The organism is Cellulosimicrobium sp. SH8 (assembly GCF_025818875.1).
GTDB classification, from domain to species: Bacteria; Actinomycetota; Actinomycetes; order Actinomycetales; family Cellulomonadaceae; genus Cellulosimicrobium; species Cellulosimicrobium cellulans_D.
Genome location: NZ_JAMXMH010000011.1, coordinates 141,673 through 157,162 on the forward strand (window position 1 = coordinate 141,673; position 15,490 = coordinate 157,162).

10 protein-coding genes, 1 tRNA gene and 1 pseudogene are annotated in these 15,490 nt (G+C 75.4%); 7 read left to right on the forward strand and 5 right to left on the reverse strand.

What is annotated here, in order from left to right; all coding sequences use genetic code 11:
* Positions 1–5: 5 nt before the first annotated feature.
* On the forward strand, positions 6–620 hold the full coding sequence (locus NF338_RS16010; protein WP_318783124.1) for a dihydrofolate reductase: 615 nt from the start codon (positions 6–8) through the stop codon (positions 618–620).
* Positions 621–689: 69 nt separating this feature from the next.
* Here NF338_RS16010 and NF338_RS16015 read toward each other — a convergent pair whose 3' ends face one another.
* The gene (locus tag NF338_RS16015; RefSeq protein ID WP_264031690.1) at positions 690–1,652 is read right to left on the reverse strand and encodes a nucleoside hydrolase; all 963 of its coding nucleotides are present in this window, start codon (positions 1,650–1,652) and stop codon (positions 690–692) included.
* A 118-nt stretch (positions 1,653–1,770) separates the two neighbouring features.
* Between NF338_RS16015 and NF338_RS16020 the strand changes: the two genes are divergently transcribed.
* Both NF338_RS16020 and NF338_RS16025 read left to right on the forward strand, forming a co-directional pair.
* Positions 1,771–1,843 (forward strand) — tRNA-Arg (locus NF338_RS16020).
* Positions 1,844–1,911: 68 nt separating this feature from the next.
* The gene (locus NF338_RS16025; RefSeq protein WP_264031691.1) at positions 1,912–3,732 is read left to right on the forward strand and encodes a glycerophosphoryl diester phosphodiesterase membrane domain-containing protein; all 1,821 of its coding nucleotides are present in this window, start codon (positions 1,912–1,914) and stop codon (positions 3,730–3,732) included.
* 21 nt (positions 3,733–3,753) lie between these two features.
* Here NF338_RS16025 and NF338_RS16030 read toward each other — a convergent pair whose 3' ends face one another.
* On the reverse strand, positions 3,754–4,812 hold the full coding sequence (locus NF338_RS16030) for a hypothetical protein (protein WP_264031692.1): 1,059 nt from the start codon (positions 4,810–4,812) through the stop codon (positions 3,754–3,756).
* Positions 4,813–5,635: 823 nt separating this feature from the next.
* On the opposite strand from NF338_RS16030, the gene NF338_RS16035 reads away from it, so the two are divergent.
* Complete coding sequence (locus NF338_RS16035) at positions 5,636–9,733, forward strand: hypothetical protein (protein ID WP_264031693.1); 4,098 nt, start codon at positions 5,636–5,638, stop codon at positions 9,731–9,733.
* Positions 9,734–10,068: 335 nt separating this feature from the next.
* Positions 10,069–10,308: a hypothetical protein gene (locus NF338_RS16040; protein ID WP_264031694.1), complete on the forward strand. Its 240-nt coding sequence runs from the start codon at positions 10,069–10,071 to the stop codon at positions 10,306–10,308.
* A gap of 127 nt (positions 10,309–10,435) precedes the next feature.
* On the opposite strand, the gene mscL is transcribed toward NF338_RS16040, so the two are convergent.
* Together mscL and NF338_RS16050 are read right to left on the reverse strand one after the other, a co-directional pair.
* A complete protein-coding gene (gene mscL / locus NF338_RS16045; protein ID WP_264031695.1) occupies positions 10,436–10,903 on the reverse strand; it encodes a large conductance mechanosensitive channel protein MscL in 468 nt (155 codons plus the stop codon).
* Positions 10,904–11,058: 155 nt separating this feature from the next.
* Positions 11,059–11,787: an SAF domain-containing protein gene (locus NF338_RS16050; RefSeq protein WP_264031696.1), complete on the reverse strand. Its 729-nt coding sequence runs from the start codon at positions 11,785–11,787 to the stop codon at positions 11,059–11,061.
* A gap of 106 nt (positions 11,788–11,893) precedes the next feature.
* On the opposite strand from NF338_RS16050, the gene NF338_RS21000 reads away from it, so the two are divergent.
* Positions 11,894–12,097: a hypothetical protein gene (locus NF338_RS21000; protein WP_318783130.1), complete on the forward strand. Its 204-nt coding sequence runs from the start codon at positions 11,894–11,896 to the stop codon at positions 12,095–12,097.
* 14 nt (positions 12,098–12,111) lie between these two features.
* Here the strand turns inward: NF338_RS21000 and NF338_RS21005 are convergent.
* Positions 12,112–12,252 (reverse strand): annotated as a pseudogene (locus tag NF338_RS21005) (FmdB family zinc ribbon protein); the annotation flags it as partial.
* Positions 12,253–12,416: 164 nt separating this feature from the next.
* On the opposite strand from NF338_RS21005, the gene NF338_RS16060 reads away from it, so the two are divergent.
* Complete coding sequence (locus NF338_RS16060; protein WP_412847039.1) at positions 12,417–15,080, forward strand: penicillin acylase family protein; 2,664 nt, start codon at positions 12,417–12,419, stop codon at positions 15,078–15,080.
* Positions 15,081–15,490: the final 410 nt, after the last annotated feature.

Sequence of the window (15,490 nt, forward strand, 5' to 3'; positions counted from 1 at the left end):
CGGCGGTGGGGGAGGAGGCGCCCGCCGAGCCGACGCTCGGGCTGGTCTGGGCACAGGCGCGCGACGGCGCGGGGCGGCCGGTCATCGGCGCGGGCGGCGCCATGCCGTGGCACCTGCCCGAGGACCTCGCCCACTTCCGGCGTGTCACGTCGGGCCACCCCGTCGTCATGGGACGCCGCACGTGGGACTCGCTCCCGCCCCGGTTTCGCCCCCTGCCGGGACGGACGAACGTCGTCGTGACGCGGCAGGCCGGGTGGTTCGCCGGGGAGCCGTCACCGGGCGTCGGTGCGTCCGCCGGCACGGTGCCCGACGGCCGTCGCCCGGCGGCCGAGGGCGGCGCGCCCGTGCGCGTGGCCGGGTCGGTCACCGAGGCGCTCGCAGCCGCCCGCGCGGCGGCGCGCGACACCGGGTCGGGCGAGGTCTGGGTCATGGGCGGCGCGCAGCTCTACGCCGCGACGATCGCGCTCGCGGACCGGTGCGTCGTCACGGAGATCGACACCGTCGTCGAGGGCGACACCTTCGCGCCCGAGATCCCCGCCGGGTGGGCCGCGCACCCGGGCGACTGGGCGACGTCGTCCACCGGCCTGCGCTACCGCTTCGTCACGGCGCTGCGTCCCTGACTGGTTTGTGGGCATGAGATGGGCCCGGTTTCCTCGACGGAACCGGGCCCATCTCATGCCCACAACCGGTCAGGCGGGGAGGTCGCGGAGGGCGTCGAGGACCAGGTCCCAGAAGCGGGGGTGGTCGAGGGTGACCGCGACCTGGGTGCGGCACTCGTCGGGGCCCGGCTCGTCGCCGCGCAGGTCCGCGACCGTCATCCCGGTGGTCAGCGCGCCGTGGAGCTCGACGTCCAGCGGGGCGCGGCGCGTCGTCATCACCTCGGGGTCGATCACGTACGCGACGGCGCACGGGTCATGGACGGGCGGGTAGAGGAAGCCCTGCGCGGAGCGGTACGTCGCCCCGTAGAAGTCGAGCAGCTCGCCGACGAACCGCGAGGCGGCGGTGTCGAGCCCGGAGAGCCGGTCGCGCACGTCCGGCGTCGCGACCGCCTGGTGCGTGAGGTCCAGCCCGACCATCGTCACCGGCCACGGCTCGTTCAGGACGACGTGCGCGGCCTCCGGGTCGGCGAGCACGTTGAACTCCGCGACCGGCGTGCGGTTGCCCACGTGGTAGCCGCCGCCCATCATCACGACCTCCCGGACGCGCGGCACGATACGCGGCTCCTTGCGCGCCGCCATCGCGACGTTCGTCAGGGGTCCGGTCGGCACGAGCGTGATCTCGCCGGGCTCTGCGCCCATGACCGTGTCCACGACGAGGTCCACCGCGTGGCGGCGGTCGACGGTGCGGCGTGGTGAGGGCAGGACAGGCCCGTCCATCCCGGAGTCGCCGTGGATGTCCGGTGCGACGATCCGCGGCCGGACGAGCGGGCGGTCGCACCCGGCCGCGACCGGGACGTCGATCCCCGCGAGCTCGGCGACGGCGAGCGCGTTGCGGGTGACCTTCTCCAGCGTCTGGTTGCCCGCGACCGTCGTCACGGCCACGAGGTCGACGGCGGGGCTGCCGTGCGCGAGCAGCATCGCGATCGCGTCGTCGTGGCCGGGGTCGCAGTCGAGGAGGACGCGTCGTGGCGCGTCGGCACGTCCGGTGGGCATGCGCCCATCCTCGCGTGCGAGCCGCGCTCCGGCCCGACGGTCACGTCGGCGGGGGCGCGCTTCGCCTCGGACGGTCGCCGACGGCTAGGCTGTCCCCCGGCCCGTTCCCCGGGGCCGCGCGCCTGTAGCTCAGGGGATAGAGCACCGCTCTCCTAAAGCGGGTGTCGCCAGTTCGAATCTGGCCAGGCGCACCGAGAGTCCGGCACGGGCCGCCCCGGCCGACCGCCACCTCGCACGACCAGACCGGGAGCGAGGTTCCATGAGCCCGTGGGCACTGCTGCGCGACGCGACACGGCGGTCGTACGCGCTGCGCGGCGTGACCGTCCGCGTGCTCGTCCTCGCCGTCGTGCTCTCCGCGGTCACCGTGCCGGTGGTGTCGTGGCTCGCGCGAGCGAGCGCGGCGGCGGCGGGCGTCCAGGCGCTGACGCACCAGAACGTGGTCCATGTCCTGACCACCCCGCTGTCGGTGCTGCTGCTCGTGGTGCTCGCCGTGGTCGTCGGCGCCGTGGTCCTCGTGCAGCACGGGGCGTTCGTCGCCGTCGCGTGGAGGGCCGACCAGGGCGAGCCGGTGACGCTGCGCGGAGTCCTGCGCGACCTGGGCCGTGCGGCCCGCGGCCTGCGCAGCCCGCAGCTCGCCCTGTTCCTGCTCTACGCGGTCGTCCTGGTCCCGCTCGGTGGACTCGGGACGGCGGCGCTCCTCGTCCGGGGAGTCGCGATCCCGGACTTCGTCATCGCCGAGCTCCTGAAGTTCCGGGGCGGCCTCCTGGTCTACGTCGCGTTCCTGGTGGCGGTGCTGTGGGCGAACCTGCGGCTGGTCCTCACGACGACGTTCCTGGTGGAGGACGGCGGCACGGTCGCGGCCGCGATGCGGGCGAGCTGGCGCGCCACGCGCCGGGCCACCCTGCGGCTGCTCGTCGTGCTGGTGCCCGTCGGCCTCGCCGCCCTGGTCGTCGCGGGGGCTGCGGCCGCCCTCGTCCTGGTCCCGACCCGGGTCGCCGACGCCCAGGCGCCCGGCGCGGCGGCGGTCGTGGCGGGGGTCGGGCTCGCCGTCGTGCAGGTGCTGGCAGTCGTCCTCGCGGGTGCGGTCGCGGCGACCGTGGCCCACGTGCTCGTCGCCGTCGCGCGGGAGCGACGGCCCGGGCGCGCGGGGTCCGAGGCGGCCGCGACGACGCCCCTCGTGCCGGCACCCGCGGTCGGGGGCCCCGCCGTCGTCCCGCCCAGCCCGGCGCGCGCCGTCCTCGCTGCGGGGGCGGTCCTCGGCGCCCTGGCGCTCGTCGCCACGAACACGCTGGCGGTCTCCCGGGTCACGGAGCACCTGCCCGGCGTCGTCGCGCACCGCGGGCACCCCGCCGCCGCGGTCGAGAACTCGATCCCGTCCCTCGAGGCCGCGGCCGCGCTGGGCGTGGACTACGTCGAGCTGGACGTGCTGCAGGCCTCCGACGGGGGGCTCGTGGTCTTCCACGACACGACGCTGCGCCGCCTCGCCGGGTCGGGGCGCGCGGTCGCGGACCTCACGCTCGACGAGCTCACCGCGACGACGATCCGACAGGGCGGGCACGAGGCGACGATCCCGTCGCTGCGGGACTTCGTGCGGCGCGCGAAGGAGCTGGACCAGCCGCTCCTCGTCGAGCTGAAGCTCCACGGCGGGGAGACGGCGTCGTACGTGCCCGACGTCGTCGCGCTGCTGCGCGAGGAGGGCGTCGCCGACGAGTACCTCGTCCAGGCGATCTACCCGGACCTCGCCGACGCGGTGAACGCTGCCGCTCCGGAGATCGAGGTGGGGTACGTCGTCCCGCTCGTGCGGGGCGTGCGGGAGGTCCCGGACGTCGACTTCCTCGCCGTGGAGCAGTCCTCGCTCGGCCCGCGGACGCGCGCCGTGGTGCGCGCGGCGGGGGTCGACCTGCTCGTGTGGACCGTGAACGACACCGCGGGGCTGCGGGCCGTGCTGCGCGCGGGCGACGTGGACGCGGTCATCACCAGCGCCCCTGAGACCGCGGTGTGGGTGCGGGGCGAGGTCGAGGTCGAGACGGGTGTCGCGCCGCGGCTGGAGCACCGGGTCCGGGAGACGCTCCGCTGGTGACGGGAGCGCCCGACCGCGGTGCTAGGCCGAGGCGCCGGTCGCCGGTCCGGTCGACGGTGCCGGCGTGGGCGCCGTGCCCGTGCTCCCACCGGTGCCGGTCTCGGCCTCCGAGCCCGCGCCGCTGCCGGTGCCCTCGCCCGTGCCCGGGTCAGGCGTGGTCGAGGGGTCGGGGTTCGGCGTCGTCGGTTCCGGCGAGGGCTCCTCGGTGGGGCTCTCGGTGGGGTCCGGAGTTGGGGTGGTGGACGGCTCGTCCGTCGGCGTCGGGTTCGGGGCAGGGTCCTGGGTCGGCACGGTCGACGGGTCCACGGCCGGGCCCGACGGTGCGGGCGTCGCGGGGACGTCGGTCCCGGTCGAGCGCTCGCGGCTGATCGTCGTCCCCGAGCCCTCCACGCCCCGCACGGCGTCGGAGATCGGCTTGCCGATCGCGAGCTCGACCACGAGGACGACGCCCATCACCACGACGAACAGGGCGAGCGCGGAGACCGTCAGGACCCGCCCGCGGCCGTAGCGGTCGACGAGCCGCAGCCAGGCGTTCTGCGGCTGCTCCGGCTCCGTGCCCTCCGGGGCCACGGGGTCGCCGTCGGTGGGGAGGGTGCTCGTCGCCTCCGCGTCCGACGCAGCGTCCGGATCGGGCGCGGTTGCCGTGTCCGCCACGACGACCGTCCCGCGCGGCACGCTCGCGACAGCGGTCGTGACCGGTGTGGCGTTCGCGCGGTCGCGCGGGGTGCTCCCACCGGTGGTCACCTGCACGACCTTGCCGACGACGGGCACGAGCTGCTCGCGCGTCTTCTGGATCGAGCGCGTGTAGACGTAGTTCGCGACGACGGTGAGGGCGCTCGCGATGCCGGCGCCGATGATCGTGCCGGCGGTCCCGAAGTACGACAGCAGCACCGTGGTGCTCACGGCGGCGAGCGAGCTCGCGACCACCTGCGTGAGGGAGAGCCGGGCGGGGGCCTCGCGCTCCTTCGCGGGCGCGGCCTCCGCGGCGGCACGCCCCGCCTCGCGGCCGGCGTCGTGGGGCGCGGGGCGCGGGGCAGGGGAGTCGTCGTTCTCGGGGCGGGGCGCGGGGGGTGTCGTCACGTGGTGCGGGTTTCCGGTCGTCGGCGGGCAGGACCACCCGCCGCCACCGGCCGTGGACGACGGCCGCGCGCCAGGGACCGGCGTCGGGCCACGGGCGTCCTCCCACGGTAGGCCGCTCGTGTGGACCTTGCTCAGGGGCGTCGTGCCGGGGGTTCAGAGGAACGGGAGAGATCCTGTGACGCCGCCGGTCGGAGCGCCGCGGTGGTGTGCTCCGGCCCGGTCGTCGCGCACGGGTGGCCCGGGGACGGGCGACGAGGAGGGCGGCCCGACGACGGCGACGTATCCTGCCGAGGGCTGCGCGGGGCGTCGTCGGCTCGCACGCGAACCCCGCCGCATGCCGCGCGGTGTGGTGTGCGCCACAGGGTGCGGGCAGTGGTGCGCGGTCGCGAATTCGCGGAATCCCGCGCATGTTGTGGACGCTCGTCCAGGTGGTTCTCAGACGCCTCCGGGGTCACGCGGGTGATTTACCCGTCCAGGACCATGGGCCGTGTTGACGCCCGCCATCTCGCCGTGCAAGATAGTCCTCGACAGCGCGCATCGCCTGCCCCCTGCGCGGTGCGCGCTGTTTCATACTTCTCCGGGAGAACACCCCGGAATAGCTCGGAACGACGGCCTCGGAACACGAATTCTCGTGATCCGGGGCCGTTCGTCGTCCCGTCGTCAACCGGCCTCGCGCACGACCCGCCGGAGGGCGGCCCCGGCCCGCCGCCGCCCGGCGGACCGGGTCGCCGGCCCTCCGGCGCGCCGCGCCGGGCCTCGCGAGGCGGACGGTTAGCGTCGGAGGGTGAATGCCGCAGCCCGCACCAGCTCAGCCGCCCGGAGCGTGGCCGATCCTGCTCGGCTGCCCGCGACCGCTCCCGGTGGGACCGACCAGCCCGACGCCGCGACGGACGACGGCGTGACACCGTCCCGCCCCGTGCTCGTCCCCGAGCCCACGACGGCGGACCTCGTCGACGAGGCCGTCACGCGGTGGCGCGCGGGCCTCGTCGAGCTCGCCGGGGGCTCGTCGCTCGCCGACGTCTCGCTCCTCGGCGACGCCGTCGTCGACCTGACGGCCGCCCACCCCTCGGGCGTCGCCCAGCTCTTCGCCGGGCGGCCGACGCGGCTCTCGAACCTGTTCCGCGAGGGCGGGTCGCTGCCCGCCGCGCGGCGCCGCGCACGGGCCGTCGTGGTTCGCGCCGCCGAGCACGCCCAGCGCTACGGCGTCGCGCCCACGTACCTGGCGATCGGGGTCGCGACCTGGACCCAGAGCCTCTCGGCGCCGCTGGCCGAGGACGACGTCGCGGTGCTCGCCCGGGTCGCGGGCCGCACCACCGCGACGGTCGTCCCGAGCGGGGACGACGACGTCGCCGGCCCCGGCGACGCCGGACCCGGCCCCGGTGACGCCACGGGTGAGGACGGCCCGGCGGTCTCCGACGAGCGGGACGCATCCGACGGCTCCGACGGCGCGCACGTCCCTGACGCGGGCCGCCATCCGCGGGGCGCGGTCGAGGAGACCGAGCAGGAGCCGACGTCTCGGACCGTGCGCGCCCCCGTGCTCCTGCGTCCTCTGACCGTCACCCCGCGCGGGGACGGCGAGACCGACTACGAGCTGACCCTCGAGCCGACGGCAGAGATCAACCCGCTCCTGGCTCGCACGCTGCGCGCGCACGGCGCGCTCCTCGACCCGGTGACGCTCGCGCGCTCCACGTTCACCGGCGCGGGGTTCGACCCCGGCGACGCGACCCGTCGCATCGCCGCGCTCGGCCAAGCCGTCCTCGACGACTTCGACCTGACCCACCGCGTCCTCGTCGGCACGTTCGTGCACCCCGGGCAGGTCCTCGTCGACGACCTCGACGAGCTCGCGCCGGCGCTCGAGCGGCACGAGGTCGTCGCCGCGCTGGCCGGGGACGAGCGCTCGGCCGTCGCGCTGCGTGCCGAGCTGCCCGCGCCGCGCGTCGGCGACGCGGACCCGGTGCACGAGCGCGGCGCCGGCGACCTCGACCCGTCCCAGCGCCACGTCGTCGACGTGCTCGCGAGCGGGTCGCACCTCTTCGTCGACGCGCCGGCCGGGTCCGACGTCGCGGGCACGCTCGCGGCCGTCGTCGCCGAGGCCGCGGCGTCCGGGCGCCACGTGCTGTACGTCCCCGGCCACCGCCGGGCCGCGGACGCGCTCCTCGCGCGGCTCGACGAGCTGGGCCTGGGCGGCCTCGCGCTCGACGTCGTCCCGGAGCCGACGTGGCGCGAGACGGCGTCGCACCGCCTCCTGTCCGCGATGGCGACCGAGCCGGAGCCGGGCGAGGACGAGGACCTCGCGCGCACGCGCGACGCGCTGCTCGGCGCGCGCGCGCGGCTCGCCGGGTACATCGAGGCGCTGCACCTCGTGCGCGACCCGTGGGGCGTGTCCGCCTACGACGCGCTCCAGGCGCTCGCCCGGCTCACCGCCGAGCGACCTGCCCCGGACACCCGGGTGCGCCTCACGACCGAGGTCGTGCTCGGCGTCGGGCCGCAGCGGGAGCGGATCGCGGCGGAGCTGCGCGAGGCCGCGCTGCTCGGCGCCTTCACCGCGCGCGCGACCTCGACCCCCTGGTACGGCGCCGCCCTCACCACCCCGCAGGAGGCCCACGACGCGCTCGTGCGCGTCGAGCGCCTCCGCACGCACACGCTCCCGCAGCTGCGCGCGCAGGTCGAGCAGGTCGCGCAGCGCACCGGGCTGACGCCCGCGACGACGCTGCGCCAGTGGGGCGACCAGCTCACCATGCTCGGCGGCATGCGCGGCACGCTCGACGTGTTCCAGCCCCTCATCTTCGAACGCACCGCGCAGGACATGGTCGAGGCGACCGCGACCAAGCAGTGGCGCGCGGAGCACGGCATCGAGATGGGCTGGTTCGCCCGCCGACGGCTGCACCGCCAGGCGCGCGACATGGTCCGACCCGGCGTCCGCGTGCCCGACCTGCACACCGCGCTCGTCGAGGTGCAGGCGCAGCGCGCGGTCTGGCAGGAGCAGTGCCCCCGTGGCGGCTGGCCCGTCCTGCCCGAGGGGCTGTCCGCGATCGAGGACACGCACGAGGCCGTGCGCATCGACGTGGAGGAGCTCGAGCCCGCGCTCGACGGCACCCCCGGGGGCCGGGACCTCCTCGACGCCCCGCTCGACGCGCTCGCGACGCGCCTCGACGCGCTCGCCGAGGACGCCGAGTCCCTCGACTCCCTCCCCGCGCGGACCGCGATCCTGCGCCGGCTCACCGACCTCGGCCTCGGCGAGCTCCTCGCCGACCTCGCCGTGCGCCGCGTCGAGCCCGACTTCGTCGGCCCCGAGCTGGAGCTCGCGTGGTGGAGCTCCGTGTTCGAGCAGGTGCTCGCGCAGGACCAGGCCCTGGCCGGGCAGGACGGCGCCGGCCTCGACGCGCTCGCGCGCCGGTTCCGCGACCTCGACCGCACGCACGTCGCGTCGCTGGCCGCGCCCGTCCGCGCGGCGGTCCGCGACCACCTCGGGACCGCGATGCGCGAGCACCGGGACGAGGCCGAGGACCTGTTCACCGAGCTCCTCGAGGGCCGCCTCGTGAGCCTGCGGGAGACGGCCGAGAAGCACCCCGCCGTGCTGCGGCGCCTGCGCCCCGTGCTCGTCGCCACGCCGACCCTCGTGCCGCACCTCGTCCCCGCGACGCGCACCGTCGACCTCGTCGTCCTCGACGCGATCGAGCACGCGCCCGTCGAGCTCGTGCTCTCCGCGCTCGCCCGCGGGCGGCAGGTCGTCGCGGTGGGCGACCCGCGCGCCGCCTCGACCGAGACCGTGCGCGAGCTCGCCGAGCTGCTGCCCACGGTCGAGCTCCTCGCCGACGGGTCGCGGCGCGACCCCTACGTCACGACCTTCCTCGCCGAGCACGGCTACGACGGTGTGCTGCGCCCCGCGCCCCTGCCCCGCGCCGAGGTCCTCGTCCAGCTCGACGTCGTCGACGGCGCCGGCATGCCCGACCCGACGTCCGGCGCGGTCGAGAGCACCCAGGCCGAGGTGGACCGCGTCGTGGAGGTCGCCATCGAGCACGCGCTCACGCGGCCCGACGAGTCCCTCGCGATCGTCACCGTCACGCCCCTGCACGCCGACCGCATCCGCGACGCACTCCTCGTCGAGGTGCGCCAGAACCCCGCGCTCGCCGGCTTCTTCTCCGGTACCCGCGCCGAACCCGTCGTCGTCGCCGACGTGTCCGGCGTCGCCGGGCTCGTGCGCGACACGATCGTCCTGTCCGTCGGGTTCGGCCGCACGCCGCACGGTCGCGTGCTCCACCGGTTCGGCATCCTCAACACCCCTGGCGCCGAAGCCATGCTGCTCGACTCCGTCGGCGCCACCCGCCGTCGCCTCCACGTCGTGTCGTGCTTCACCGCGGGCGACCTCGACCCCGAGCGGCTGCGCGGGGCCGGCGCCCGGCTGCTCGCCGAGGTCCTCGACCTCGCCGAGCAGCGCAGCGGAGCCGCCGACCAGGTGACCCTCGGCAACGGCGTCGACCTCGGCGGGAGCCCCGACCGGCTCGTGCTCGACCTCGCCGAGCGCCTCTGGCGGGCGGGCCTCGTCGTCGAGACCGACTACGGCATCGGCGACGGCGACCGCATCCCGCTCGTCGTCGGCCACCCCGACCTGCCCGGCGAGCTCCTCGTCGCCGTCCTCACCGACGACGCCGCGTACGTCGCCGAGCGGAGCGTGCGCGTCCGGGACCGGCAGGTGGCCGAGCGCCTCGAACGCATCGGGTGGACCGTCGCGCAGGTGTGGTCCGCCGCCGCGTTCCTCGACCCCGCCAAGGAGGCCGAGCGCATCCGGCGGGTCGTGCAGGCGGTGCGCGACGAGCGGCTGCCCGAGACGGGCGGCGTCGCCCAGACCGGTGGGGGCGACCGGATCGTCGTCGTGCCCGTGATCGACGACGACGAGCAGCACGGCGACGACGACCTCTGACTTTCGGCCGACCCGTTCGGCGTCATCACCGTGGGCCGGGTCGGGCGAGCGACTGCCCGCCTGGTCGGGTTGGGTGCGGGGTGGGAGGCGGCGCCGGGTCTACCATCCGCCGCTCGTTCCTCGCGGCTCCCGCCAGGCCCGCCACGACCCGGCGCCGCCTCCCACCCCGCCATGTCGTCTCACCGTGGTCTCCGCTGCCGGCGATCACGAGTGCTCGTCGCCGCACGGGTCATCGTGTCGCGCGGGTGTCCTGGGTCTGGTGCCCTCGCGCGTCTCGCTGGCATGGGTGGCGGGTGGCCGACGACGGGTCGCTCCTGCGGTGCGACGATGGAGGCGTGAGCACCACGTCCGACCCGAGTCCTGACCGCCCGCACGACGTGCCCGACGGCGCGGGGCGGCGTCGGCGGCCGCGGCGGGCCGTGCGGCGGGGGACGGAGAGCGAGGTCGTGTCCGGCGTGAGTGCCGACGAGCGTTCGGAAGGCTGGGGCGACGGGGCGCCGCCCGGCGGGGGCAGCCGCGGCGAGAACGACGACCGGCTGCTCGGGGACGTCCCGCCGCACTACGGGCGGCACTGACCACGCGCCGCTGACGTGCCGAACCCGGGGTCGTTCCCCACTCTCGGCGTGAGGTGAGGAGCGACCCCGGGTTCGTCCCGGCCGCGCCGCGCCGCGTGGGCTTAGGCGACGGTCGGGCGGCTCGGGATCAGAGACCGCGCGGCGGCGTGGGGCCGCCCGGTGCCGCGCCGGGACCGCTGGCCGCCTGGGCGGCGAGGAGGTCGCGGATCTCCTGGAGGACGCGCACGTCCTCCGCCGGTGCCTCGGGCTCGGGCTCGACGTCCTGCTTGCGACGCTCGGCGAGCTTGTTCATCGGGAGGACGATGACGAAGTAGAGCGCGATCGCGATGATGAGGAACTGGAGGAACGCGTTGAGGAGGCCACCGACGGAGAGGACCGAGGCCTCGACGTTGCCGTGGGCCGGGCGCAGCGTGATGTCCCACAGGTTCGAGATGTCCGGCTTGCCAAAGATGGCGCCGATGATCGGGTTGATCAGGTAGGTGACGATCGCGTCGACGACGGAGGAGAACGCCGCGCCGATGACGACGCCGACCGCCAGGTCGATCGCGTTGCCTCGGAGCACGAACTCCTTGAATCCTTGGAACACGCCCTTCATGTGCTGCTTCCCTCTCAGGTCGGTGGTCCGCGTGGCGGCGGTGCCACGACAGGTGCACGCGCGATCCTCCCAACCCACGTGCCGCCCGGCAACGGCCTCGCCCGGCGGGTCGGGCACCGGCCGTCGGTCCACCCGTCGGCGCGCTCCGGTCGCCGTCAGGGCACGAGGACGGCCGTGACGCTCGTCTGCCCGCTCGCGGCCGCGAGCCGGACCGCCTCCTCGGGCCGGACGGCGACGAGCGTCACGGCGTCCGTGCCCGACCCGCCCGTGCCGAGCAGCCCGCCCTCGCCGTCGGGTTCGGGTGCCGGCACGACGACGGCCGCGCGGGCGAGGTAGGGGTCGGCGGCGACCGGGTCCTGGCCGTCGCCCGGCAGGTCGGTGAGCGACGTCGTGAGCGCCTGGTCACCGGCGGCGAGGAGGTCGACGCGGTCGCCCGGGCCGAGGAGGGCCGCGACACCGGGATCGAGCCGGACGGGTGCGACGACCGTGCCCGGGGGAGCCGCGGCGGCGAGCTCGCCGCCGGCGACGAGCGCGTCCTGCAGCAGGGTGCCCGCAGGCAGGGCGACGGTCGCGCGGCGCCCGACGACGTCGTCGGGCCGCGCTGCGGAGCCGGCCGGGACGAGCTCCGCGGACACGTGGTCCACGCGGAGGTCCGCCGCCGCCAGCACGGCGCCCGCCGGCACCTCGCGCGTGGTGACGACGGCCGGTGCGGTCGGCGGCGGGGGAGGGCGGAGCGCCCCGACGACCACGGAGGCCGCGACCCCGCAGCAGAGCGCGGCCACGACGAAGCGAGACCGCCACCACAACCCGCGCAGCAGCCGCCGTCGCGCGGGCGAGCGGTCAGGGCGCGGACGGGGATCCGGCGAGCGGGGGGAGCGGAGCATGGGCGCGACCGTAGCCGCGCTCCGGGCGACGGCGGGCGCCGACCGGTGCGGACCTGTGGACGGGACGCGGTGTGTCGACGCCCGGACGGGCCGTCAGGAGCGGGCTGTGGTCGACCGCCGTCGGAACGGCCGTCGCGGACCCGCCCCCGGGGCGTCAGATCAGGAGGCGGTCGAGCTTCCCGACGAGGACGAGGTGCTGCTCGAGCTGCCGGACGTGCTGCTCGCGCCCGACGTCGCCGAGGAGGAGGCAGGCTTCGAGGCGGCAGGGGTCGTCGAGGACTTCCCGCCCGAGCGCGAGTCCGTGCGGTAGAAGCCCGAGCCCTTGAACGTCACGCCGACCGAGGAGAACACCTTGCGCAGGCGACCCGAGCACTCGGGGCAGACCGTGAGGGCGTCGTCGCTGAACGACTGGTGGATGTCGAAGGCGTGACCGCAGGCGGTGCACGTGTACGCGTAGGTGGGCACGGGTTCTCCTCGTTCACGAGACGGCCGTCAGGCGGCCACCGGCGGGTCGGGATCGGGTCGGTCTCGGCCGGGTCGTCGGTGTCAACACCGCCTGGCACTCGAAACTTCCGAGTGCTAATCATACGCGGCCCGGCGCTCGCCCTCGGCCGGGTAGTCTCGCATCCGTGTCTGCGCACGAACCCGCCGAGGCCCCCGCCGGTGACGCCGTCCCCGGTGCCGACCCCGCGACCCCGGTCGAGACCACGGCTCCGCCCCGCCGCCGTCGGTCCGGCCGTCGGCGCGTCCTGATCGGTGTGGCCGTGCTGCTCGTCCTCGCGCTCGTCGCGGGCGCCGCGTTCGTGGTCGTCACCGTGCGCCGACCGTTGCCGCAGACCTCCGGTCAGATCGAGGTCCCCGGGCTCGAGGGCCAGGTCACGGTGCTGCGCGACGCCCAGGGCGTGCCGCAGATCTACGCGGACACCCCCGAGGACCTGTTCCGCGCCCAGGGCTACGTCCAGGCGCAGGACCGCTTCTTCGAGATGGACTACCGCCGGCACGTCACCGCGGGTCGGCTCGCGGAGCTCGTGGGCGACAACCCCGACGCCATCGCCGCCGACACCGTGACGCGGACCTTCGGCTGGCGGCAGGTCGCCGAGGAGGAGTGGGACGTCGTCTCGCCCGAGACCAAGGCGTACCTCCAGGCCTACGCCGAGGGCGTCAACGCGTACCTCGAGAACCGCAGCCCGTCCGAGATCGCGATCGAGTACACCGTGCTCGGCCTCCAGGTCGACGTCGCGGAGCCCGAGCCCTGGGATCCCGTCGACTCGCTCGCCTGGCTCAAGGCGATGGCCTGGGACCTGCGTGGCAACTACGACGACGAGCTCGAGCGCGCGCTGTCGTACAGCACCCTCCAGGACACCGGGCGCGTCGCCGCGCTGTTCCCCGCCTACCCGTCCGACGTCAACGCGCCGATCCTCGACCCCGGCGAGCTCGACAACCCCCAGCAGGTCGCGCTCGAGCTCGGCCCCGAGGCCCGCGCCGAGTACGGCTCGGACCACCTCCGGGGCGCCCTCGAGGCCGCCGACCGCGCGCTCGACGCCGTCCCCGTGCTCATCGGGCGCGGCGAGGGCACGGGCTCCAACTCGTGGGTCATCTCCGGCGACCACACCGCCAGCGGCAAGCCGATCCTCGCCAACGACCCGCACCTGGCTCTCGGCGCCCCCGGGATCTGGGCGCAGGTCGGGCTGCACTGCAACGAGGTCGGGCCGCAGTGCGCGTTCGACGTCGCGGGCTTCTCGTTCGCCGGGTTCCCCGGCGTCATCATCGGGCACAACGCGCAGCTCGCGTGGGGCCTGACGAACATGGGCGCCGACGTCACCGACTTCTTCGTCGAGCGCGTGCGCGACGACACCTACCTGCGCGGCGACGAGTGGGTGCCGCTCGAGACCCGGACCGAGACGCTGAGCGTCGCCGGGGGCGAGGACGTCGAGCTCGAGATCCGCTCGACCGTGCACGGGCCGATCGTCTCCGAGGCGATCCCCGCGACCGAGTCTGCCGTCGACACCCCCGCGCTCGACACGCGCCTGGGCGAGTACGCCGTCTCCCTCCAGTGGACCGCGCTCGAGCCGGGCCGCACCGCCGACGCGGTCTTCGCGTTCAACCTCGCGCAGGACGCCGACGACATGCAGGCCGCCGCGGCGCTGTTCGAGGTGCCCGCGCAGAACATCGTCTTCGCGACGGCGGACGGTCACATCGGCTACCAGGCGCCCGGCAAGATCCCCGTCCGCCAGGCGGTGCCCGACGCCGAGGTGCCCTCCGACGGCACGTGGCCCCGCGACGGCTCGGACGAGCGCTACGACTGGCAGGGCTACGTCCCGAGCGAGCAGATGCCGCGCGTCGTCGACCCGGCCGAGGGGTTCATCGTGGCAGCCAACCAGGCGGTCCTGCCCACCGGCGTCGCGCCGTTCCTCACCACCGACTGGGACTACGGCTACCGCTCGCAGCGCATCCGCCAGCTCCTCGAGGCCGAGATCTCCGCCGGACGACCCGTCGACGTCGACACGATGAACGAGATCCAGACCGACGACCGCAGCCCCTACGCCGAGGTGCTGGTGCAGCCCCTCCTCGACCAGGAGATCGACGACAGCTTCGCCGCCGAAGGGCAGGCGCTCCTCGCGGACTGGGACTACCGGACCGACACCGACTCCGCCGCGGCCGCCTACTTCGCCGCCGTCTGGCGCAACCTGCTCCAGCTCACCTTCTGGGACGACCTGCCCGAGTCGGCGCTGCCGAACGGCGGGAGCCGCTGGCTCGCCGTCGTGCAGAACCTCCTCGAGAACCCGACCGACCCGTTCTGGGACGACCGCCAGACCGTCAGTGTCGTCGAGACGCGTGACGAGGTCCTCACCCAGGCGCTCGTCTCGGCCCGCCTCGACCTGACCGTCGAGCAGAGCAAGCAGCCCTCCGACTGGGCCTGGGGCAAGCTCCACGTGCTCGCGCTCGAGCACCCGATCCTCGGCGGCGAGTCCATCCCCGGCCCCGTCCGCAACTGGGTCAACCCCGACCCCGTCGGCATGCCCGGTGGCTCCTCGATCGTCAACGCGACCGCGTGGGACGCGGCCTCCGGGTCGTTCGGCGTCACAGCGGGCCCGTCGATGCGGATGGTCGTCGACCTCGACGACCTCGACCGCTCCACCTGGGTCACCGTCACCGGTACCTCCGGCCACCCCGCGTCCACGCACTACTCCGACCAGCTCAAGACCTGGGCCCGCGGCGAGACCTACGACTGGCCGTTCTCCACGCAGGCGGTCGCCGACGCCAGCAAGGACGAGCTCACCCTCGTCCCGTAGTCCTGGCGTCGGTCCACGGCCCGCGGCGTCGGGTCCGCGGTGGGGTCGGACCGTGTGCTCGGACTGGCGCACCGTCACCCTGGTCTCTCGGGCGGGGGTTCTAGGAGTGCGCCTCTGACGTCCTTCGCACACGGTCCGACCCCACCGCTCGTCCTGCCCGTCACCGCACGACCCGCGGCCCGGGTCCAGCGGTCGCGCTCGGCCCGGGCGCGCGGTCGTGGCACGGTGGCTGGGCGGTTCCTGCCGAGATGCGAGGAGTGGCCCCTGCGGGCCTCGTCCTCGGGGCCACTTCTCGCTTCTCGTCACCATGCGCGCCTCGTGACGGGACGGGGTGACTTAGGGCGCGGGGCCGCCGAGCGTGAGAGCCGCGCTCCTCGAACCCACGGCCGAGAGATCTCGGTGACGGCGCG